Source organism: Hydrobacter penzbergensis (assembly GCF_900106985.1).
GTDB lineage: Bacteria > Bacteroidota > Bacteroidia > Chitinophagales > Chitinophagaceae > Sediminibacterium > Sediminibacterium magnilacihabitans.
This window is the reverse complement of record NZ_FNNO01000003.1, coordinates 50,494-74,094: the sequence shown is the minus strand read 5'-3', so window position 1 is coordinate 74,094 and position 23,601 is coordinate 50,494. Positions and strand designations below refer to the sequence as shown.

General features: G+C 47.1%; 19 protein-coding genes. 15 read left to right on the top strand and 4 right to left on the bottom strand.

Annotated features, from left to right (window positions below):
• Positions 1-22 precede the first annotated feature (22 nt).
• Positions 23-868 (bottom strand): pantoate--beta-alanine ligase, encoded by an 846-nt coding sequence (gene panC / locus BLU98_RS04865; protein ID WP_092722592.1) that lies wholly within the window; start codon positions 866-868, stop codon positions 23-25.
• A 105-nt stretch (positions 869-973) separates the two neighbouring features.
• Here panC and BLU98_RS04860 point away from each other — a divergent pair, with 105 nt between their 5' ends.
• From BLU98_RS04860 to BLU98_RS04825, 8 genes are all read left to right on the top strand, one after another.
• Positions 974-1,792, top strand: a complete 819-nt coding sequence (locus BLU98_RS04860; protein WP_092722590.1) for a glycogen/starch synthase — start codon at positions 974-976, stop codon at positions 1,790-1,792.
• A 13-nt stretch (positions 1,793-1,805) separates the two neighbouring features.
• Positions 1,806-3,290: a DUF4270 family protein gene (locus tag BLU98_RS04855; protein WP_092722588.1), complete on the top strand. Its 1,485-nt coding sequence runs from the start codon at positions 1,806-1,808 to the stop codon at positions 3,288-3,290.
• Between the two features lie 48 nt (positions 3,291-3,338).
• Positions 3,339-4,592, top strand: coding sequence for a methionine adenosyltransferase (metK, locus tag BLU98_RS04850; RefSeq protein ID WP_026770385.1), 1,254 nt, complete (start codon positions 3,339-3,341; stop codon positions 4,590-4,592).
• Between the two features lie 72 nt (positions 4,593-4,664).
• Entirely contained in the window at positions 4,665-5,225 is a 561-nt protein-coding gene (locus tag BLU98_RS04845; RefSeq protein WP_092722586.1) for an NUDIX domain-containing protein, read from the top strand.
• Between the two features lie 11 nt (positions 5,226-5,236).
• Complete coding sequence (gene rlmB / locus BLU98_RS04840; protein WP_092722584.1) at positions 5,237-5,980, top strand: 23S rRNA (guanosine(2251)-2'-O)-methyltransferase RlmB; 744 nt, start codon at positions 5,237-5,239, stop codon at positions 5,978-5,980.
• A 23-nt stretch (positions 5,981-6,003) separates the two neighbouring features.
• Entirely contained in the window at positions 6,004-6,189 is a 186-nt protein-coding gene (locus BLU98_RS18020; RefSeq protein WP_371937713.1) for an aquaporin, read from the top strand.
• 87 nt (positions 6,190-6,276) lie between these two features.
• Complete coding sequence (locus BLU98_RS04830) at positions 6,277-7,149, top strand: hydroxymethylglutaryl-CoA lyase-like TIM-barrel protein (protein WP_092722580.1); 873 nt, start codon at positions 6,277-6,279, stop codon at positions 7,147-7,149.
• A gap of 35 nt (positions 7,150-7,184) precedes the next feature.
• Positions 7,185-8,177: a GSCFA domain-containing protein gene (locus tag BLU98_RS04825; RefSeq protein ID WP_092722577.1), complete on the top strand. Its 993-nt coding sequence runs from the start codon at positions 7,185-7,187 to the stop codon at positions 8,175-8,177.
• A gap of 1 nt (position 8,178) precedes the next feature.
• On the opposite strand, the gene BLU98_RS04820 is transcribed toward BLU98_RS04825, so the two are convergent.
• On the bottom strand, positions 8,179-8,790 hold the full coding sequence (locus BLU98_RS04820) for a MiaE family protein (protein WP_257574709.1): 612 nt from the start codon (positions 8,788-8,790) through the stop codon (positions 8,179-8,181).
• A gap of 50 nt (positions 8,791-8,840) precedes the next feature.
• On the opposite strand from BLU98_RS04820, the gene BLU98_RS04815 reads away from it, so the two are divergent.
• From BLU98_RS04815 to BLU98_RS04805, 3 genes are read left to right on the top strand one after another with little or no spacing between them, the layout of a single operon-like run.
• Positions 8,841-9,932, top strand: a complete 1,092-nt coding sequence (locus BLU98_RS04815; protein WP_092722575.1) for an aminotransferase class I/II-fold pyridoxal phosphate-dependent enzyme — start codon at positions 8,841-8,843, stop codon at positions 9,930-9,932.
• Positions 9,933-9,992: 60 nt separating this feature from the next.
• On the top strand, positions 9,993-12,455 hold the full coding sequence (locus BLU98_RS04810; RefSeq protein WP_092722573.1) for a penicillin acylase family protein: 2,463 nt from the start codon (positions 9,993-9,995) through the stop codon (positions 12,453-12,455).
• An 11-nt stretch (positions 12,456-12,466) separates the two neighbouring features.
• A complete protein-coding gene (locus BLU98_RS04805; protein ID WP_026773784.1) occupies positions 12,467-12,817 on the top strand; it encodes a hypothetical protein in 351 nt (116 codons plus the stop codon).
• A gap of 6 nt (positions 12,818-12,823) precedes the next feature.
• Here the strand turns inward: BLU98_RS04805 and BLU98_RS04800 are convergent, their stop codons facing one another.
• Entirely contained in the window at positions 12,824-15,211 is a 2,388-nt protein-coding gene (locus BLU98_RS04800) for a TonB-dependent receptor (RefSeq protein WP_092722571.1), read from the bottom strand.
• Between the two features lie 169 nt (positions 15,212-15,380).
• Here BLU98_RS04800 and trhO point away from each other — a divergent pair, with 169 nt between their 5' ends.
• Complete coding sequence (gene trhO, locus BLU98_RS04795; RefSeq protein WP_092722569.1) at positions 15,381-16,427, top strand: oxygen-dependent tRNA uridine(34) hydroxylase TrhO; 1,047 nt, start codon at positions 15,381-15,383, stop codon at positions 16,425-16,427.
• A 1-nt stretch (position 16,428) separates the two neighbouring features.
• Here the strand turns inward: trhO and BLU98_RS04790 are convergent, their stop codons facing one another.
• Positions 16,429-17,361, bottom strand: a complete 933-nt coding sequence (locus BLU98_RS04790; RefSeq protein WP_092722567.1) for a phosphoribosylaminoimidazolesuccinocarboxamide synthase — start codon at positions 17,359-17,361, stop codon at positions 16,429-16,431.
• 74 nt (positions 17,362-17,435) lie between these two features.
• Here BLU98_RS04790 and BLU98_RS04785 point away from each other — a divergent pair, with 74 nt between their 5' ends.
• The 3 genes from BLU98_RS04785 (at position 17,436) to BLU98_RS04775 (ending at position 23,574) form a co-directional block, all read left to right on the top strand.
• Positions 17,436-20,339 (top strand): TonB-dependent receptor domain-containing protein, encoded by a 2,904-nt coding sequence (locus BLU98_RS04785; protein WP_092722565.1) that lies wholly within the window; start codon positions 17,436-17,438, stop codon positions 20,337-20,339.
• Positions 20,340-20,449: 110 nt separating this feature from the next.
• A complete protein-coding gene (locus tag BLU98_RS04780) occupies positions 20,450-21,436 on the top strand; it encodes a pyruvate dehydrogenase complex E1 component subunit beta (protein ID WP_026770368.1) in 987 nt (328 codons plus the stop codon).
• A 74-nt stretch (positions 21,437-21,510) separates the two neighbouring features.
• Complete coding sequence (locus BLU98_RS04775) at positions 21,511-23,574, top strand: TonB-dependent receptor (protein WP_092722563.1); 2,064 nt, start codon at positions 21,511-21,513, stop codon at positions 23,572-23,574.
• Positions 23,575-23,601 lie beyond the last annotated feature (27 nt).

Sequence of the window (23,601 nt, the reverse complement as noted above, 5' to 3'; positions counted from 1 at the left end):
TGCAAAAGTAAGAAGTTCACCATCAATTGAGGGAGAGATTATCAATCAGTCGCACATCCTCCAGGAATGCTGCTGCTAAAGCCACCAGCGGTGTATGGCCATCCCAAGAGTCCACCGGGACAAGCGTTTCGGCGTGCGCAATACTGATATAATCGATCTTGTCAAACCCTGCCGTTGTTAACAAACTGCCGGCATGTTGTATGAGATCATTGGTAGTGCCTTGTTGCAAGTGTGCTTTGATCCATTGAAGCGCCTGGTAGATGGCGGCGGCTGTTTCTTTTCCTTTTTCCGATAACCGCATATTGCGGCTGCTCATCGCAAGGCCCGAACTTTCTCTTTGTGTTGGGCTGATGACCAGTTCCGTTGAAGAGCCCATGAGGTGTAGCAATTGTTGAATGACTATGCATTGCTGGTAATCTTTTTGTCCCATGAACAGGAGCTGGGGTTCTACGATCTTCAGAAGACGATACATTACCTGGCAAACCCCCTGGAAATGCCCGGGCCTGAACCGCCCTTCCAGCAGGGTTTCAATGTCTCCCAGGGTATAATGCTCAGTGGGGTTTCCATTGGGGTATATTTCATTTACAGAAGGGAGGAACAGGATGTCCGTTCCGGCCTTTTCCAATAAAAGGATATCGTTTTCAATGGTGATGGGGTATTTCTCAAAATCGGCCGGATCGTTGAACTGGGCAGGGTTTACAAAAATGCTGCAAATGACCAGGTCGCTTTCCTGGCGGCAGCGCTCAATGAGCGAAATATGCCCTTCATGCAGCGCCCCCATGGTGGGTACAAACCCCTTTTTTTGCCCTGGAAGGACATGACCCGAAAGGTATTGTTTGAGTTCACCGGCTTTTTTAAAAAGGATCATTGAGGTCTGGATTAAAGGCCCGGATAGGCCAGATATACAAATTCCCTATATTTTTTGTACCTTCGCCAACTCATTTTTGAGCATTCTGGTAAAAAGGGCGTAATAATGTCGACAAAGAAAAGAATTTTATTCATAGCTACTGAAATGTCTCCTTACCTGGAGCTGACAGAATTTGCCGAAGTGATCAACAAGCTGGCTATCAAAAGCAATGATGGTGGATTGGAAGTGAGGTGCATTATGCCCAGGTTTGGGGTGATCAATGAAAGAAGGCACCGGTTGCACGAAGTAGTAAGATTATCCGGGATCAATGTGTCGGTCGATAACGACGATCATCCTTTACAGATCAAAGTGGCCTCCCTGCCCAATGCCCGTTTGCAGGTTTATTTTCTCGAAAATGAGGACTTCTTCAAGCGCAAACAGATCTTTCACGACGACGTTGAGAACTGGTTTGAAGACAATGGCCTGCGCACCGTTTTCTTTTGTAAAGGAGCGCTGGAAACAGTGAAGAAATTCGGATGGCCCCCCGATATCATCCATTGTAGTGGCTGGATGACCGGGTTGATACCTGCTTATATCAAAACGGCTTATAAAAAAGAGCCGGTGTTCAGTAATAGTAAAGTGGTATTCACGATCGGACAGAACACATTCAAAGAAAAACTGGGTGCCGATTTCATGAAACAGGCATTGATCAATGCCAACGTGAAGGATAAAGACCTGGAGCCATTCAAAGAAGCGACCAATACGGCTCTTTTCAGAGGTGGCGCAACCTATGCGGATGCCATTAGTTTTGGTGCCGATAAAATAGACAAAAAACTCGTTGAAGAATTTGCCAAAATAAAGGGTAAAAAAGTAGTTCCCTTCAAAGGCTGGGATTCTGATTTAACAGAGTATTTAGAATTGTACAACGACCTTGCGAGCAAGTAATTACTTACCATCCATGCATTTACCCTTTACACTGCGAAAGCGATTTGTTTTTTCTTTTCTCATCATTTTAATTGTTGCAGGCTGTACGCGCATCACTTCCACCGACCTGGGCAGCGGACTTATTCCGCCCATCGATGGTGTGATTACCAAGGATACGCTGCTGGATGTTATCACAGATAATTTCGACGACCCCGATACAGCGAGGGTATATCGTTCAGATATGCACGTGCTGGGCGCTATTACCAATGACCCGCTTTTCGGAAAGACCAAAGCGGCGATGTATTTTGAAATGCAGCCCGATTCTTATCCATTTTATATACCGGGCACAAAAGACAGCGTTGTAGTAGATTCGGCGGTGCTGATCCTGCATTACGATGGGGTGTATGGCGATTCCACGCAGCCGCTCCATATTAATGTTTATGGGATCGATCCCGCCACGCCGATCGACCTTACGCGGAACTATCCGGCCAATTATCCGGACCTGCACCCGATCAGGACCCTCGGCCCGTTGGCTGCACCTGTAACCGTTGACATCAGGCGCCTGGGCGACTCCGTTAAAAACCGTTTTGAACAAACTACTAACCAGTTGCGCATCAGGTTGAACAATGATGTGGCCAGGAGGTTCATGAAAGTGTACGATTCGAGCAATGTATATAAGTCAGACTCTTTACTGCGGACCGTTTTTGCCGGCTTTGCTGTTACTGCAGATGCGGTGAGTCCGGCCAACGCCCTGCTCAGGATCAACCTGGTAGATACCAGCACCAAACTGGCGCTCTATTATAATTCCAGCAGTACCGGCGCTACCCAACGGGATACTTCGGTACGGTATTTCAGGTGCCATTCGTCCAGCGGCAGCGTAAACTATATAACCCGCGACCGCAGCGGAAGTGAAGTCGCCAATCACTTAACCACAACATCCAAACCCGATTCCCTGGTCTACCTTCAAACAGGCCCCGGCACTTATGTGCGGGTACGGATACCCGGACTGAAAACTTTGTCGAACCGCATCATTCATCGCGCTGAGCTGATTGCTGAGCAGGTGCCCGATGCCGCAAATGCAATGCTGGAAACCCAACTGTTGCCACCGCGTTTCCTATTGTTGAGCGTATTCGATTCGGCGAACAACTACAAACGGAATGTACCCAATGACTTCATTGTAGGTTCGAGCGGTGCGAATATTTCTTCTTTTGGAGGAGGGCTCCTGTATAAAACTGTTCCGGGATACGACAGGCTGGGTACTTATGTGTTCGACCTGAGCCGTTATGTACAAGGCATCGTTACCCGGCAGGATACCCTGCAAACGCTTCGCCTCACAGCGCCTGTGAACGACTCTTTACATTACCACAATCCCTATCCGGCCAATACCGGTACCGGTTCGCTTTATTATCTAACACCTTCCTCAATAGGTAATACCATTGGTTATGGAAGGGTTCGGCTGGGAGGCGGAACGCATTCCCGTTTCAGGATGCGCCTGCGGATTATTTATTCACGTATTTGATAGACTATTTCTTACTGATCTATATTTGCACTCACTAAATAAAACAATATGCCTTATCTCTTTACTTCTGAAAGTGTATCTGAGGGACATCCGGATAAAGTAGCCGATCAGATATCTGATGCATTGATCGACAATTTCCTGGCCTTTGACGCACAATCAAAAGTGGCTTGTGAAACACTGGTAACTACCGGTCAGGTAGTGTTGGCCGGTGAAGTAAAATCGAAAGCTTACCTGGATGTGCAGGAGATCGCCCGTGGTGTGATCCGTAAGATTGGTTATACCAGGAGCGAATACATGTTTGAAGCCAACAGCTGTGGTATCTTATCAGCGATCCACGAGCAGTCAGCCGATATCAACCAGGGTGTTGACCGTAAGAAGAAAGAAGAGCAGGGAGCGGGCGACCAGGGTATGATGTTTGGTTATGCATCCAACGAAACAGATGATTACATGCCGCTGGCGCTGGACCTGGCTCATAAAATATTGATCGAATTGGCTGCGCTTCGTCGCGAGAACAAACAGATCAAATACCTGCGCCCCGATGCCAAGAGCCAGGTAACACTGGAATACGATGATAACAACAAACCCGTTCGTATCGACGCCATTGTAGTGTCTACCCAGCACGATGATTTTGATACCGAGGCCAAAATGCTGGCGAAGATCAAGGAAGACATCATCAAGATCCTGATTCCCCGTGTAAAGAACAAGTACAAAAAATACGCGAAACTGTTCAACGACAAGATCAAATACCATATCAACCCTACCGGCAAATTCGTGATCGGCGGACCACACGGCGATACCGGGGTAACCGGTCGTAAGATCATCGTAGATACCTACGGTGGTAAGGGCGCGCACGGTGGTGGCGCTTTCAGTGGTAAAGACCCCAGCAAGGTAGACCGTTCAGCGGCTTATGCTACCCGTCATATTGCCAAAAACCTGGTAGCTGCGGGTGTGGCCGATGAAGTGTTGGTACAGGTATCTTATGCTATTGGTGTGGCACAGCCTACCAGCATCAACGTGAACACTTTCGGTACTGCCAAAGTGAAGAAAACCGATGGACAAATTGCCAAGATCGTGGAAGGTTTGTTCGATATGCGTCCTTACTTTATTGAACAGCGCCTGAAACTGCGTAACCCTATCTACAGCGAAACCGCTGCATACGGACACATGGGCCGCAAGAGTGAAGAAGTAACGAAAGAGTTTAAATCGCCCGATGGTAAAGTGAAGAAAGTGAAAGTGGAATTGTTTACCTGGGAGAAACTGGATTATGTTCCGAAAGTGAAGAAAGCATTCGGTTTAAAATAAAAACACTTCATCACAAAAACCTCTGTCAAAAGCAGGGGTTTTTTATTTGAGTGAGGTACTAAATTGATCGCAATGGAAAACAATCCCTGGAAAATAACCGGAGAGAAAGAAGTATACGAGAATCCCTGGATCGCATTGACGGAATACGATGTGTTGAATCCTGCCGGAAAGAAAGGTATTTACGGTAAGGTGCATTTTAAAAATACGGCCGTAGGCATTATGGTATTGGATGAAGAGATGAACACCTACCTGGTAGGGCAATACCGTTTCCCTTTACAGGCCTATAGTTGGGAAATTCCCGAAGGTGGTAGCCTGATCGCCGGCGGCGTTGCTACGCTGGATGGCGCTAAGAGGGAGCTGCTGGAAGAAACAGGACTGGTGGCTGCACACTGGCAACCCTTACTGGAAATGCATCTCTCCAATTCTGTGAGTGATGAAAAAGCCATTATTTACCTGGCAACGGGCCTCACACAACAGGAGGCTGAGCCGGAAGAAACGGAACAACTGGTGGTGCGCAAAATGCCCTTTGAAGAGGTATATCAAATGGTTGAAAAAGGAGAGATCACTGATTCGATGAGTGTGGCTGCTATTATAAAAGTGAAATTGATGTTGGTTCAGGGACGATTGAAATAATACATTTGCAGATGGCTGTTAAACAAAGTTCCCTGATCATAGGGCGGCAACCCCTGATAGAAGCGCTCGAGTCCGGAAGGGCCATCGATAAAATATTGCTGCAAAAAAATACCGGTGGCGACATAGTGAACCAGATCAGGCAGCTGGCGCGCGAACGCCAGGTACCTATACAGCCTGTTCCGGTAGAAAAGCTCAACAGTCTTACCCGTGCCAATCACCAGGGCGTGCTGGCTTTCGTTGCATTGGTGCCTTATCTCGATCTGCAACAGGTGATAGACCATGTAGTATCGAAAGGAGAAGCGCCTTTGTTCGTAATGCTTGATGGGGTGACTGATGTGCGCAATATCGGCGCCATTGCCCGAAGCGCAGTTTGTTGCGGTGCGCAGGCCATCATCATTCCCGATAAAGGAGTAGGTGCCCTGAATGAAGAAGCCATGAAAAGCAGTGCCGGTGCACTGGAACACATCCATATTTGCCGGGTGAACAGCCTGCTCAAAGCCGTTGATACCTTGCATCTGAATGGTATACAGGTCTTTACCAGTGAAATGCGCGCCGATAAAAAAGTGTTTGAACTTCATTTTCCCGACCCATGCTGTATCATCATGGGGGATGAAGGCAGGGGAGTGCAGGCGCATCTTGCCAAAGCAGCCGATGCTTTTTTCACTATCCCTATGGCTACGAAATTCGATTCCTTCAATGTTTCGGTGGCAACAGGGATTGTGCTTTATGAAGCCATGAAGCAGCGGATTAAATAATCCAAACATTTTTTTCTATTGAATTGGCGCTTACTATTATTCACCTTGCAACGATACCGGTAACCAATACATCGGTAAATCCTGCAAGGAGTATCAGCCAGGCCTTGTTTTCCAAAAGCAATGCCTTAGCGCAACGCTGGTTGTTTATCGTAGCACCTATTGCAGGAGCCATTGCGGCGGGATATGTATATAAGTTTTTTAAAAAATAGACAAGCCGGTTAAGGTAAGTCAAAATGTAAAAGTCAAACACAAACCGTTTTGGCTTTTGACTTTTGCATTTAGTGTAACTTGCCGTCATGAATGCCGATGCTTTATTGCCTGCTTTGCAGCTTATAGAATGTCCCCGCGATGCCATGCAGGGATGGCCGCATTTGATTGCCACTGCCGATAAGGTCCGGTACCTGAATGCATTGCTGCAAGTAGGTTTTGATACATTGGATTTCGGAAGTTTTGTTTCTCCCAAAGCAATGCCGCAGATGGCGGATACAAAGGAAGTATTGAAAGGGTTGGACCTGGGCAGTACTTCTACAAAACTATTGGCCATTGTAGCCAATGAGCGGGGGGCGGAAGAAGCAGTGGTGTATGATACGGTGCATTACCTGGGATTTCCTTTTTCCATTTCTCCCACATTTCAACTCCGCAATACCAACAGTACCATAGAAGAAAGTGAGCAGCGGGTAGATGCTATTCAGGAATTGTGCCTGAAAACTGGAAAAGAACTGGTGATCTACCTCAGTATGGGTTTTGGTAATCCATACAATGATCCATATAATGAGGATATTTTATTGCACTGGGCTGATGCGATGGCTGAAAAAGATATTCGTATTATATCGTTGGCCGATACCGTTGGATTAGCCAATCCCTCTCAGATTAGCAAGGCATTGATTACATTGATTCCCCAATACCCGGATATTACTATCGGTGTGCACCTGCACTCCACTGCTCAAAACTGGGAAGCCAAACTCACTGCGGCGCTTGATGCGGGTTGCCTGCGTTTTGACGGCGCCCTGAAAGGCATCGGCGGCTGCCCCATGGCGCAGGATGACCTGGTAGGTAATATGGACACTTTGTTGATGATCGGCTATTTCAAAGAACGTGGCTTTTTGAAAGAAATAAACGAACAGGCAATGTACAACTGCCTGCAGATAGCTGATTCGATCTTCCAATAATCGTTTTCCTTGCTGTTTTTTACGAACTTGCGCTCATGAAATTCCATTTTGAATTTGATGTGAAGAAGATGTTGCACCCGATTCAACACCAGCATAACCTGATGTTGATAGGCTCCTGTTTTACAGAGAATATGGGAGAGAAGTTGCAGAAACACAAATTCAAGGTGATGGATAATCCTAATGGTATTCTGTTCAACCCGGTAAGTGTTGCAGAAGCCATCACGGCCTATGTAGACAATACTATCTATACATCATCAGACCTTTTCCAATACAACGATGCATGGCATAGTTGGAAACACCACAGCCGCTTTTCGGCAACAACAACTGAAGCGTCATTGCAAAAGATCAATACCGCCACAGCGGCTGCACATGCTTACCTGTCAAATGCCGATCATATCATGATCACGCTGGGCTCCGCATGGATTTATACTTTAACGGAGAAAGCCCCGCAAGCTAAACACGGATCAGTAGCCGCCAATAATCATAAGGCGCCCGCCGATTGGTTTTACAGGCGCCTCATGGCTATAGAAGAAGTGCTGAGTGTGCTGGATAATATGATCCACCGCTTGTTTTTCTTCAACCCTAAATTGAAGATCATCTTTACCATCAGCCCCGTACGTCACCTGCGTGAGGGAGTGATAGAGAACAACAGGAGCAAAGCCGTGCTGATACAAGCCGTGCATCATCTTGTTGACAAGTTCGATCGCCTGTATTATTTTCCTGCGTATGAACTGGTAATAGATGACCTGCGTGATTACCGATTTTATGCCGAAGACCTGGTGCACCCCAACTACCAGGCCACGCAATATGTATGGGAAAAATTCCTGGGCGCCTGCATGGATGATGATACCCGAAACCTGATCAAAGAAATTGCCGAGATCAATATTGCACATAACCACCGCCCTTTTAATGCTACTTCGGCCCAGCACCGGAAATTCATGGCTAGCTATCATGAAAAAACCTGGCAATTACAGCAAAAACATCCATACCTGGATTTCAGTGAAGAGCTACAATACTTCGCTTTTTAGATCAGTGGATACGATCACCCCGCACTTCTAATTCCTGCATGATGGCTACCTCATGTTCCAGCCACTCTTTCCATCGCTGTCTCACAAGTTCTTTGGAGATATACAGCTCTGCCAGATCGATGAATAATGCATAATGTCCGGCTTCACTTTCCATGAAACGGCGATAGAAATTGCGCAGGTATTCATCCGTTAACCCTTCGCTCAGCCGTTTGAAACGCTCACAGCTCCTGGCTTCGATCATGGCCATGGTAAGAAGTTGATCCAATAACCTTCCTTCTTCATTGCCGCCTTTTTGCTGGAAAGCGAGCAGCCTGTTTACATACGCATCTTTCCGCTGACGCCCCAGCTTAAGTCCGCGACGTTGTAACTCGTGTAATACCAGCCGGAAATGTCCCCATTCTTCTGTAACGATGGGCGATAATTGAACAACGAGTTGTTCTCTATCCGCATAGCGTTGAATGAGTGAAATACAGGTAACAGCTGCTTTCTGTTCGCAATAAGCATGATCGGTGAGGATGGCTTCCAGGCTCAACTCAGTCAGGTTTACCCAACGCGGATCGGTAGGCAGGCGCAGACCAAGTATGTTTTTGGTATGATCGGATATTTCCATCATGCTATTTATTTCCTCCGCAAATATCTGCAACAAAACTTTAGCTTTGAGCGATGTACCCCGATGATTTTCTCCAAAAAAAACTGAATGAACGCATCAGTCACGATGCATTGCGCAGCCTCCGCCTGCCCGATGGAAAGGCTGATTTCTGTTCTAATGATTACCTGGGGATGGTACATGACCGGAAGATCATCACCCATGACACAGATAATGCATCCGGATCTACGGGTTCCCGGTTACTGGCTGGCAATCATCCATTGACGGAAACCGTGGAAAAGCAAATTGCTTCTTTTCATCAGGCACCAACAGCGCTTCTCTTCAACTCTGGCTACGATGCGAACCTGGGACTCTTATCCTGTGTGCCGCAGAAAGGAGATACGATATATTACGACCAGCTCTGTCATGCATCCATCCGCGATGGGATGCGGCTGTCTTTCGCGCAGTCGTTTTCTTTTGTGCATAACGACATGAACGATCTGGAAAAGAAAATTCAGCAGCATGCTTCCGGTAACCTGTTCATCGTAACAGAATCGGTATTCAGCATGGATGGAGACATTTGTCCGCTCAGCAACCTGGTTGCCATCAGCCAACGATACAATGCCCACCTCATCATCGACGAAGCGCATGCAACAGGTGTGATAGGAGAAGAGGGTGAGGGGCTTGTACAGCAGCAACAATACCAGCATTCGGTCTTTGCCCGGGTGCATACATTCGGTAAAGCCTGTGGCTGTCATGGTGCTGTAGTATTGGGGTCGGCATCATTGCGCAGTTACCTCATCAACTTTGCGCGGAGCCTGATCTATTCCACTGCCTTGCCCGAACATGCCGTGGCGGCTATCGGTGAAAGTTACCGGCTGTTTCCTGGCATGCATACACAAAGAGCAAAGCTGAAAGTATTAGTGCAACGATTTCAAGAAGCCAACCTGGCTTATGAAAAGCTGATCTCATTTACGCCTATACAAGCAGTGATTGTTCCGGGCAACGAAGCCGTAAAACACCTGGCCATGCAACTACAGGATATCGGACTGGATGTTCGTCCTATTTTATATCCCACTGTTCCCAAAGGCAAAGAGCGTCTGCGAATTGTATTGCATGCATTCAATACCGATGATGAAATGGAAAAATTAATTACCTGCCTGCAATAACGGGTATCTTCATTAAATCAGGCTTTTTCCTTATTTTCATTCATACAACCACTCCTCCTTATGAGAATCCTGCCATGTATCCTCAGCGCTGTAGCTACGATGGGTATAACCACGTTGTTGAATGTGCAGTTACCCGCCGGTGAAAGCAAAACACCCCGGCTGGGATATTTTCTTTCTCCGCAACAGGGCTTCTGGCAAAATGCAGAACCTGCCGATGTTTCGTTTGATGGCGATATCAAAGTAAGTGGACTGAAAGGCAAAGTAGACGTTTATATGGACGACCGGCTCGTGCCGCATATCTATGCAGACAATGACCTGGATGCTTATTATGTTCAGGGCTTCCTGCATGCCAAATTCAGGCTGTGGCAGATGGAATTCCAGACTTATGTGGCAGGCGGCAGGCTTAGTGAGATCGTAGGAGAAGGGCGTGTAAATACCGACCGCTTTTTCAGGAGACTTGGAATGGTATATGGAGCAGAGAAGACTGCGAAGGATATGGAAAATCATCCTGAACTAAAAGCCCTGGTGGAATCTTATTCGGCAGGTGTAAACGCTTATATCAAATCGCTCAAACCAGAACAAATTCCTTTTGAATACAAACTGCTCGACTATCGGCCCGAAGAGTGGACATCTTTCAAGACCTATCTTTTCCTGATGTTCATGTCGTACGATCTTACTGCACGCGGCGCTACTACTGATTTACAAATGACCAATGCCAGGAATTACTTCGGATATAAAGATTTTGAACAATTGTATCCGGCCGTTCAGGATTCATTGGATCCTATTATTCCCAGGGGAACAGAGTTTGCAAAACCTTCTATTGTTCCCCAAAAACCTGCGGGCGCCGATTCTATTTACCTGAGTCATACACGAACTGCAGCCATTGCTCCTCCGGAGTTGCCGGCTAAAAACAATGGCAGCAACAATTGGGCAGTATCGGGCAGCAAAACCAAAAGCGGACACCCGATACTTTGCAACGATCCGCATCTTGGATTGAACCTTCCGTCTTTGTGGTATGAAGTGCAGATCACCACACCCGAATACAGCACTTATGGAGCGAGCTTCCCGGGCGCGCCTTCTGTCATCATTGGGTTTAACGATAGCATCGCCTGGGGTGTAACCAATGCAGGAAGGGATGTGATCGATTATTTCGACCTGAAATTCAAAGACACCACGCTACAGGAATATTGGTACAATGGCGCCTGGAAAAAAGCCGATAGCAGGAAAGAAGTTATCCGGATCAAGGGAAAACCGGACCTGGTAGAAAATATTGCCATGACTGAATTTGGTCCGGTTATGTATGATAACAGTTACAAGAATGCGAGCACCGAAGGCAAATACCTGGCTATTCACTGGACTGCACACGAGGGTGGCAATGGGCCGGAAGTATTTTTTCGCTTGAACCGTGCTAAGAATTACGATGATTACATCGCCGCCATCAACACCTGGAAATGCCCCGGACAGAATTTTGCTTTTGCATCTGTGTCGGGCGATATCGCCATCAAACAACAGGGCACATTTGTTGCGCGCTGGAAAAGACAGGGCGATTTTGTATTACCCGGGGCCGATAGCAGCTACAAGTGGCAGGGTTATATACCGGTTGACGAAAACCCGGCGATCAAAAATCCCGACAGGGGCTTTGTGAGCAGTGCCAATCAAATGCCTACAGACAGCACCTATCCGTATTACCTCGGAGCGCCTGTCAATTTTCCTCCCTACAGGGGTTTCATCATCAACAGAAAGCTGTCGGCCATGAATAACATCACGCCGCAGGACATGCAGCAAATGCAAACCGATAATTACAATGTATTCGCAGAGATGGCAAGGCCCGTTATACTGAAGTACCTCGACGAAGCATCTCTCGACGATACCGATAAAAAATACCTGGTATTGTTGAAAGGCTGGAATCTCCGAAATGATATCAACGAAAAAGGCGCGACCGTTTTCAGGTGTATATGGGATAGCATTGAAACACAGATGTGGTCGGATGAATTTGCTAAATCCAAATTGCCCTTGCCATGGCCAGATGAATCTACTTTACTGGAAAGCCTGATCAAGGATAGTACCTATCGTTTTGCAGACGACATCAATACGCCCGATAAAAAAGAAACTGTGCGCGAAACCATTACCAAAGCGTGTAAAAAAGCCTGTGCCTATTTCAAACAACTTGAAAAGGAAGACAAATTGGCCTGGGGTGTTTTTAAAGACACCAAAGTCACGCACTTGCTGAAGATACCGGCACTGAGCCGCTTTCACCTGCCCATCGGTGGAGGCACACATATCATCAATGCAACAAAAGATTCGCACGGACCCAGCTGGCGTATGATCGTACACCTGACAGAAACAGTGGAAGCTTATGGCGTGTACCCTGGCGGACAAAGCGGTAATCCCGGCAGTAAGTATTATGATACATTTATCGATAGCTGGGCAAACGGAAAGTATTATCGCCTGCTCTTCCTGAAAAAACAGGCAGCGCAGAAACATGAAAAAATAAAATGGCACATTAGTTTCGTCAACGGATAACCCTATGCATTATGAAATTCATCACAGCTTTATTTCTCACTGCTTTTCTTGCCTTTGCGGTTGGTATTTATGGAATACTTCCCTGGTGGAGTTTTGTGGTCACTTCTTTTCTCGTATCTGTAGCCATCCATCAAAGGGCCGTGAAAGCTTTCCTGGCTGGCTTCCTGGGCCTGTTCATTTTATGGGTGAGCCTGGCTACTATGAAAGATGTTGCCAATGAACACATACTGTCTTCTAAAGTAGCACAGATACTGCCGTTGGGCGGATCTTTTGTGGTATTGATATTGCTTACAGGTGTGCTGGGCGGACTGGTATCCGGATTGGCAGCACTTACCGGGAGCTTTTTCAGGCAATCTAAATAAGCTGTTTTAATTCCTGCTTCCGAATTGATAGGTCAGGTTCAGTCCTCCGAAATAATTTGCTTTATTGGGAGCCGGCAAATAAGCATCGGGCAATTGGTTTACGAATACCATATTTGGGTATTGCGCGCCGGTGATGTTGTTCACACCAAAGAAAAGATCCATGTTGAAGCGCTGACAGAAATGTTGCCGGATGCCCAGCTTTGCATTCAGCAGGTTATAGCTGGTGGTCTGGTTCAGTCCGTTGGAACTGATAGGCATAGCATCTTTATACCCGTACAGTACATTAGCATAAATGCCTTGTGCTAAACCAAGATCAACACCCATATTGGCAGTAAAAGGAGCTACACCCGCAACAGGCTGATCGCTGTAATCAACAACAGTGATGCTGGTAGCAGGCGTATTCAGCTTCTGAAAAACATAATCCCTGTACCTGAAATGCGAATAAGCAAAATTGGCAAAAGGCTGAACAGAACGGAAGAAGCCATTGCCCGATTGATATGCTTTATATTTCAGTAAGGCTTCAATGCCCTGATCATCCTGCCTGCCGCCATTGGCTATATAACTATAAGCAGTGGTAGTGCTGTTGAGTGGAACCGCAACAACAGTCATTTTATTTTTAAACTGCGCATCAAACAGAGCCAGTTGATAACTGAGCCGATCGTGGAACAGCACACCCTTACTGCCGACCTCAATCTGGTCTCCGATCTCAGGCTTTAAGCCGGTATTGAGTTGCCCGGTTGCAGGAATAAAAAAATAAGCGCTTGCCGGAGCTTTATACCCCCGGCTGCAATTGATATAAACAGAAAATCCCTTGCTGAATATTTTGTTCACGGCTATATGCGGCGAGGTCATTCCTGAAAAACTGCGCTGGTAATGGGTGGGCTTGGTGTTGCCTGCTACATAGAATTGATCTTTGAGTTCAATCTGCATGCTGCTTGTTCCAATGCCGCCGGTAACAGAAAGGTCATGCGGCAAGGTGAGGGTCCATTCAGTAAAGAAGGAAGTAGTGCCGGAATAAGTGGCTTGGTTGCTCCTCATGGCGCCAATAACCCAGTACCCGTTAGAGTCTAAACGGTTTGGTACCATATTATAACCAATCACCTGTGCATACTGGTGCTGTGTTTCAATACCGGTAATACTGCTCACGCTGTTTCCATCGGCTAAATCGAATTTCATATTCACTACCGATCGCAACCCGATATTAAATGGGTTCTTATCGGTCCATCCGCCGGCTGAACTGGAATGGCTGGTAACGCCTGATCCGAAAACCGAAGTGGTATTGGAGAATTGTTGGTTGAAATGGTAAGTGTGTGCCAGGCCTGCCCTGAAGCTGATGACCGCCGAATGGGCATCACGCTTGATGTAATCGGGGTTACCGGAATAATCCATGTTTTGGTATTGCTCAATAGTTAATTCACCGCCACGCTGGTCGTAGCTGTTGCTGAAGCCAAAGTAGGAACTGATGCTTTGTTTATTGTTCAATTGAAAATCCCCTGCATAGCTGGCAAATCTCTTGGTAGAAGCGGTATGTACCATGTAGCCATCGGAGTGCTGGTAACCGTAATTGAGCAAAACGGAAGAACGATCGGTAGCTGTTTGAAAACGGGTGGTGAATCGCTGCAGTCCATAACTGCCTGTCATGATATCTTGTCCAATAGTTGTTACTCCTTTCTCAGGCCTGCTGGTTTTCAGGTTCACCACACCGGCAATGGCCAGTCCGTACAAAGTACCGGAAGGACCTTTTACTACTTCCACATCTCCGATAGAAGCGAAGTCGATATCATCCATCAATGTAATGCCTTCGGCATCGGTAACAGGAATGCCATTGAGATAAACTTTAGCGCCCTGCCCATCGAAATTACTGCTGATACCACGCGTGCTGCCGATGCCATTACCATACCCGCGGATATTGAATTGTTGCCCGGAAGAAATGCCGCGTCGCTGCATGGTCATGCCCGGTATATTACTGTTGATGGCATCATCTAGGTACAGACCGTTACCGCGTTTGAGTTCTGTTTCGCCCAACTTGGCAATGGAGGCAGATTGGTAAAGCAGCGATGGATGCTGCGCAGTAGTGGCAGTGATCTCTACCGTGTCGAGGATATTGCTCAACGGATGGAGGCCTATGTTCAGCTCCTGGTCGCAGTTCGTGATGAGTATCCGGCTTGCTTCATATCCTACAAAAGAGATTGTGATCTTGCCTGATGGAGTACAATCCATTATAAAAGAACCATCCTGCCCGGTAACGGCAACGTTTTTCCCCGGCAATGAAACGGTAGCGCCGGCCAGCGGCACTTTGGTGGTGATATCGAATACCTTTCCTGATAATTTTTTTTGTGCATGCACAGCAAGGGAAAGGGTTGTTAAAACAGATACAAGCAAAAACGGTTTCATATAAGTAACCTTGGATCAATGAAATAGGCGCTGAAATTAAGCTTTTGATTGGAATTAGTGTATAACAGCCTGATATTGTACCTTTGCATCGAAATTTTGACCACCCTGCAAGTGGTTCTATTATTGAATAGAGCATTTCCGTAAAGGAGATGCCTGAAATTTGTCAATCATGCCCGTATTACACAACCGCGTATCGAACGAGGAGTTGAAGCAACGCCTCATGGAAGAAGACTTCCACAGAACTACCATCAGTTTTTATCAGTATTTCCCTATTCAGAACCCGCAGGAGTTCCGCGACTTTCTTTATAAGCACCTGAACAGTTTGCAGGTATTCGGACGCATCTATGTGGCTAAAGAAGGAGTGAATGCGCAGATCAGTGTGCCGGATGCCAACCTCGAAGCATTCAGGTCTTTCCTGTATTCCATTGAGCCGCTGAATAAACTGCGTTTGAATATTGCAGTAGATGATGATGGCAAAAGTTTCTGGGTATTGAAGATCAAAGTGCGGGATAAGATCGTGGCCGATGGGATAGAAGATCCATCATTCAGCATGGAGCGGAAGGGCCGGTATGTGAATGCAGAACAGATGAATGAATTGCTCAACGATCCTGCCACAGTAGTCATCGACATGCGCAATCATTACGAATACGAAGTAGGTCATTTTGAAAACGCCATTGAAATTCCTTCCGATACTTTTCGCGATCAATTACCAATGGCTGTGGATATGATGAAGGGAAATGAAGAAAAGAACATCATCATGTACTGCACCGGCGGTATCCGTTGTGAAAAAGCCAGCGCTTATATGCTGCACAAAGGATTCAACCATGTATTCCATCTCGAAGGCGGCATTATCAATTATGCCAAACAAGCCAAAGAGGCGGGTATACAGCCTAAATTCATTGGTAAGAATTTTGTGTTCGATGACCGGCTCGGCGAACGCATTACCGAAGACGTGATTGCCAAATGCCATCAATGCGGACAACCCTGCGATACCCATACTAATTGCAAGAACAGTGGTTGCCACTTATTGTTCATCCAGTGTGAAAGTTGTGCCGCTGCATATGAAGGATGTTGCAGTACTGCTTGTAAAGACACCCTGCACCTGCCGCTGGAGCGTCAAAAACAAATCCGCCAGGGAGTAGACATGGGAAGGAATGTGTTCAACAAAAGTAAGTCGCGATTGAGGCCACGGCTGGATGAAGATCGGCAGCCTTAAATCAAAGTGCTCCTAATTGTTTCAAACTATCGGTCACCAATTGTTCTGTTGTGGCATCGCTCAGTGTTTGCGGAACAAAATTTTGCCCGGTTACTTTTTCGTAGAGCTCAATATAACGTTGACTAATGGTGTTGATCCATTCATCGGTCATCTCAGGAACGGTTTGCCCTTCTTTACCCATGAAGTTATTGGCCATCAACCATTCCCTTACAAATTCTTTGCTTAGCTGTTGTTGTTTTTCTCCGCTGGCCTGCCGCGCTTCAAATCCATCGGCATAAAAATAACGGGAAGAATCGGGCGTATGTACTTCATCCATCAGGTAAATGGTGTCGCCAATCTTACCAAACTCATATTTGGTATCGGCCAGTATCAGTCCGCGTGCAGCCGCAATCTTTTTCCCGCGTGCAAATAATTTCAACGCATAGTCTTCCAGTACGGCCCAATCAGCTACCGATGCCAATCCCTTTGCAATGATCTCTTCTTTAGAAATGTCTTCATCGTGTCCTGCTTCGGCTTTAGTAGAAGGCGTAATGATGGGCAAGGGGAAGAAATCATTTTCTTTCAATCCTTCCGGCATCACAGCGCCGCAAAGCGTTCTGCTGCCGCTGTGATAAGTTCTCCAGGCATGCCCTACCAGGTTGCCACGTACCACCATTTCAATTTTGAATGGAACACAACGGGTGCCAATAGAAACATTGGGTGCGGGTACGGCTTTTAGCCAGTTGGGACAAATATCACTGGTTGCTTCCAGCATATAGGCAGCGATCTGGTTCAATACTTGTCCTTTAAAAGGAATGGGACGCGGAAGAATAACATCGAAAGCAGAAATGCGATCGCTGGCAACCATTACGAGCCAATCGTTTTTAATAGTATAAACATCTCTTACTTTACCGTGGTATAACTGCGTTTGCGAGGGGAACTGAAAGGATGACATGGCGCAAAATTAAATTTTATTGGAATACTAACAAGTGTTATATTGTGATAATTTAAACTAAACTTGCCTATACTATGAGAAGACCACACAGCAACTGCTTGCTGGCTATTGCGGCATCGGCAATATCCGTTCATGTCACGGCGCAGCAGACCACCACTGTTTCGGGTAGTGTGAAGAACAGCAAATCGAAAGAAGCTATATCGGCGGTATCAGTAACCATCAAAGGAGGAGCTACTGGTACATTTACAGATGATAAAGGCAATTTCAGGTTTACCACCGTACAAAAACCTCCATTTACATTGATATTTTCTTCGGTAGGTTACGGTACAAAAGAAATCGATTTTAAAGGCGGTGAGGCGCTGAGTGTTGACCTGGACGTTTCTTTTACACTGGGTGATGAAGTAGTGGTAGCTGCTTCGCGCACCCCTGAAAAAATACTGGAATCTCCGGTTTCCATCGAACGGATCAGCAGTGCTGCCATCCGCAATACACCGGCTGCCAACTACTACGATATGATCACCAACCTGAAAGGGGTTGATGTGGTAACTGCCAGTCTCACTTTTAAAAGTATGGGTACCCGCGGGTTCAATAGCAGCGGTAACACCAAACTCAACCAATTGGTAGATGGTATGGATAACCAGGCTCCGGGCCTGAACTTTTCTGTAGGTAATGTTATCGGGCTCACCGAACTGGATGTAGACAATATGGAATTGTTGCCGGGCGCTTCTTCGGCGTTGTATGGTCCGGGCGGTACCAATGGTACTATTTTGATCAATAGTAAGAACCCTTTCAAATACCAGGGATTGAGTTTCCAGATCAAACAGGGCGTCAATCATATCGATAATTATGAACGCAACAAGGCGCCCTATTACGACTGGAGTCTTCGTTGGGCCAAAAAGCTGAGTGAGCGTTGGGCGTTTAAGATAGGAGCGCAGCTGATACAGGCCCAGGACTGGGTGGCCAACCAAACCAATAACTATTCAAGGGCGAGTACGCCTTATGCGCCATACGGACAAGTCATTCCCGGCAGCAGGTACACCGATCCCAATTATGATGGTGTGAATGTGTATGGTGATGAAACCACCCAACCAATGGCAGGCATCGCTGCCAGCGTACGCAGCGCTGTAGGGGCAGGCGGTACGGCCGCTATTGATGGCATTATCAACAGCAATCCTTCCATGACGCTGGCACAGTTGAGTGCCTTTGTAGCGGGCAATGCCAGCCTGGCTCCGCTGGCGCCTTATGTACCCATTCTCTATGGTTCGAATGCCAATAAAAATTATTTTGGTAACCAAAGTGTGAGCAGAACCGGGTACGACGAAAAAGATGTGATCGATCCCAATACCGTGAACCTGAAATTGTCGGGAGCCCTGCACTACAAACTCAGCAATTCCATCGAAGCATCGCTTGCTGCTTATTTCGGTACCGGTAATTCTGTCTATACTGGTAGCGACCGCTATTCATTAAAAGACCTGAAAATTGGTCAATACAAACTGGAACTTCGTCACAGGAACTGGCATGTGCGGGCCTATACCACCCGTGAGAATGCCGGAAGTTCTTTCAATGCAACCGTAACTACCCGTCTCTTCAACGAGGCGTGGAAAGCCAGCGCTACCTGGTACCCGCAATATCTTTCGGCGTATGTTGCTGCCCGCGATCAGGGGGCACCTGACCTGACGGCGCATGCTGCTGCAAGAGGTTTTGCCGACCAGGGCAGACCTACCGGCTTTATCGGTAACAACCTGATGTTCCAACAAGTGGCTGGAAAACCCATTTCACAGGGAGGTGGTTTGTTCCTCGATCAATCTAAATTGAATGTGGTAGAGGGACAATACAATTTTACCAACGACCTGGGGCTCGATAAGTCGGGCACAGAACTATTGGTGGGGGGCAGCTTCAAACAATATGTACTGGATTCAAAAGGTACTTTGTTTGCCGATACAGCAGGTACTATCAAGATCAATGAAGTAGGTGCATACGGACAGGTATCACAAAAAATGCTGAACGATGTGCTGAAACTCACCGTATCTGGACGTTACGATAAGAATACCAATTTCGCCGGACGTTTTACCCCCAGGGCAACAGCGGTAGTGAAGCTGGCAAAAGATCATAACCTGCGTTTCTCTTACCAGACAGCTTATCGATTTCCCACCACGCAAGACCAGTGGATCAACCTGTTGGTGAGTGGCGGTGTTCGTTTAATGGGCGGATTGCCGCAGTTGCGTGACTATTATAACTTCAGTGGTAATAAAGTATACACACCGGGCAGTGTAGCTGCATTCGGCGCAAGTGCTGCTGCGGGCAGTCCTAATCCGGCATTATTACAAGAACAACAATTCGGCGAATTCAAACCAGAATCCAGCCGTTCTTTTGAAGTCGGCTACAAAGGCCTGGTCGACAAAAAACTGTTGATAGATGTATATGGTTACTGGGGCAAATCCAAAGACTTCCTTAGCAGGGTGGTTGTGATACAATCTAATACAGGCAGTCCGATCGGCCTGTTGAGTCCCTCTACACGCACCATTTACAGTATTGCAGTCAATACCCCTACTGAGGTAACCACGAGCGGATGGGGCGCTTCACTGGAATACCTGTTGCCCAAGAACTATTCTGTAAGTGGTAACGTGTATTCAGACGTGATAGGAGACCTGCCAGCAGGATTTGTATCTTTTTTCAATACCCCCAAATACCGCGTTAACCTGGCATTCAGCAATTCAGGTTTCCTGAAAGACAACCGCTTCGGTTTCAGTGTGGTATACAGGTGGATCGATAAATTCAATTATGAAGGCACATTTGCAGTAGGTCCCATGCCATCTTATTCAACAGTAGATGCGATGGTGAGCTACAAGCTGCCTGCTTCCAAATCATTGATCAAAATAGGCGGCTCCAACATATTCAATAAATATTACCGTACTGGTTTTGGTAACCCGCAGATCGGAGGGCTTTACTATATCAGCTATGGTTTTAATGTGTTTTAAACTGCTTAACAATAAAGCGGAAGATCCCCTGTTTGCCCAACAGGGGATTTCTTTTTGGTTTTATACCCCATAATCTTATATTTTTGCCCCTCAATTTAACCAACAGCGATATGCGTTCAATTGCTTTAAGAGAGGCTTTGCGTGAAGCCATGAGTGAAGAGATGAGAAGAGACGAGCGGGTTTTCCTCATGGGTGAGGAAGTGGCCGAGTATAATGGAGCCTATAAAGTGAGCCAGGGTATGCTGGCAGAATTTGGAGAGAAACGAGTAATTGATACACCCATTTCTGAGCTGGGATTTGCTGCAGTGGCAGTGGGTGCTGCCCAGAACGGACTGCGTCCTGTTGTGGAATTCATGACCTGGAACTTTGCCGTGCTGGCCCTGGACCAGATCCTGAATACCGCTTCTAAAATGCTGGCCATGAGCGGCGGGCAGATCGGTTGTCCGATTGTGTTCCGCGGCCCCAACGGTAGCGCCGGCCAGTTGGGTGCCCAGCACTCTACAGCTTTTGAAAGCTACTATGCCAATATTCCCGGCCTCAAAGTGGTATCACCCTCTAATGGATATGATGCCAAAGGTTTGCTGAAGCAAGCCATCCGTTACGAAGAAGATCCCGTTATTTTTATGGAGTCGGAAGTAGGCTATGGTGATAAAAGCGATGTGCCTGAAGAAGAATATTATATTCCCCTGGGTAAGGCCGATGTTAAAAAACAGGGCCGCGATGTAACCATCGTTTCTTTTAATAAGATGATGAAAGTGGCTTTGGGCGCCGCTGCAGAACTGGAAAAAGAAGGTGTGAGTGCAGAAGTGATCGACCTCCGTACAATTCGTCCGCTTGATTGGAGAACCATCCTTGAAAGTGTTAAGAAAACCAACCGCCTGGTGATTGTAGAAGAACAATGGCCCTTTGCTTCTGTTTCTTCAGAGATCACCTACCGCATACAGAAAGAGGGCTTCGATTACCTCGATGCGCCAATTCGCCGCATCACCAGCGCAGATGCGCCTATGCACTATGCGCCCAACCTCGCTGCGCTTGCCATTCCCGATATCAGCAGGACGGTGAAGCTGGTAAAAGAAGTCATGTACATGAAAAAATAAACGAATTATATATACAGTAAACCCGGAATTTTGTGTTCCGGGTTTTTTTTATTGTCTTTTCATAATATCAACTGATGCGCCTCTCCCTCCTCATGCTCATAGCTTGTTGCTCAACGAAAGTGTCGTTTGCTTGGCAAACCAGTCAGCAAGACAGTGCTGCGAAACTGGACGAAGTAGTAGTAACTGCTTTTTATGGGAATGCAAAATGGGAATCACTGCCAGCGGCCATTGCAACGATCAACAGGGAAGGATTACAAAAAATATCTCCGGTTACCCTGGTATCATCTTTCAATACCATACCAGGTGTGCGGATGGAAGAAAGATCACCTGCCAGCTACCGCTTATCTTTCCGCGGCAGCCTGCTGCGCTCGCCTTTCGGGGTACGTAATATAAAAGTATACTGGAATGATTTTCCCCTGACCGATGGGGGAGGCAATACTTATCTCAACCTCTTGTCTGTACAGCAACTCAGCGGTGCAGAACTGCTGAAAGGTCCGGCTGCAAGCGTATATGGCGCCGGCACGGGCGGGGCATTGTTGCTGCGCTCAGTTGATACTTTCAGTCTACAGTCGACACATCATTTTGAAGCAGGGCTGTTGGGCGGGTCGTACGGACTGCTGCAACAACAAGCAGGATGGCAATACAGTAACCAGACCTTTCATTCTTCATTGCAACAAGTACATACACAATCGGATGGTTACCGCCAGCAGTCGGCCATGCGCAGGGATGGATTGCAATGGAACGGTGCTTTTTCTTTCAAACAACAACAATTGAAATTCCTGCTTTTTTATACCAACCTGTATTATCAAACACCCGGGGGTATTACGCTGGCGCAAATGCAACAGGATCCGCAACTGGCGCGGCAGCCCGCCGGGAACCTGCCAGGTGCGGTACAGCAAAAAACTGCCATTTACAACAGCACTTTTTTTGCAGGCATATCTCATGAAGCGGCATTGAGTGATGTATGGCAACTCAAAAGTTTTGTAACAGCCAATACCACGCGGTTCCGCAATCCCTTCATCACCAATTATGAAAAAAGGGCTGAAGACAACCTTGGAGCAGGTTTTCATTTCAGTTTTCATCCACGCCGTTCACCTGGCGTGTTGCAATGGGTGAGCGGCGCAGAATGGCTATATAACAGATCGGCCATTGACGATTATGGTAACCGCGCCGGTGTGCAGGACACCGTGCAATTCAAAGACAAAGTACACGCTGCACAATGGATTCTGTTTACACAGGCCAGTTATCGTCCGGGTGCAAAATGGGATATTACTGCGGGCTTGAGTTTGAATAATCAATCGTACAGTTTCATCAGGCTATCGGACCCTTCGCCTGTTGAACAGCGCCGCCAGATCAATGCGGTATTAACACCCCGCATAGCATTATCCTATCGGTTGAAGCCTGGGGTAACAATATATGCGCTGATAGCCAAAGGATTTTCTCCGCCTACGCAGGCTGAGCTAAGGCCGGCAGACCGGAACTACCATGGAGACCTGAATGCAGAGCAGGGATGGAACTACGAGGCAGGGATCAAGGGTTATGCGCTGAACAGGCGTTTGCAATTCGATGTGGCTGCTTATTATTTCAGGTTACAGGATGCGATTGTAAGAAGGGTTAACAGCGCCGGAGCCGAATATTTTGTAAATGCAGGAGGCGCTGTGCAGAAAGGAGTGGAGGCGCTGTTGCGGTATCGATTACCGCTGCGGCCGCAAGGGTTCATCAACCAACTGCAGGTATGGAGCAGCTATAGCTACCAGCCTTATTATTTCGAGGGGTACAAACAAGGCACCATCGATTATTCGGGTAATGCACTCACGGGTGTGCCGCGGAATGGTTGGGTAAGCGGACTGGACCTGGAAACAAAGAATGGTCTCTATAGCGCTGTTTCATTGAACGCTACCAGCTCATTGCCGCTGACGGATGCCAACGATGTGTATGCGGCTGCATACCAGTTGCTGCAATGGAAGGCAGGCTATCGCTGGAAAAAGAACGGCCGCATACTGCATTTTTTCGCAGGTGTTGATAACCTCCTGAACCAGGTATACAGCCTGGGGAACGATATCAATGCCGTTGGTAAAAGGTTCTATAACCCGGCGCCCGGCCGGAACTTTTTCGCCGGTGTCCAATATAGTTTCTGATCTCCCTATCTTAGCAACAAACAAAGA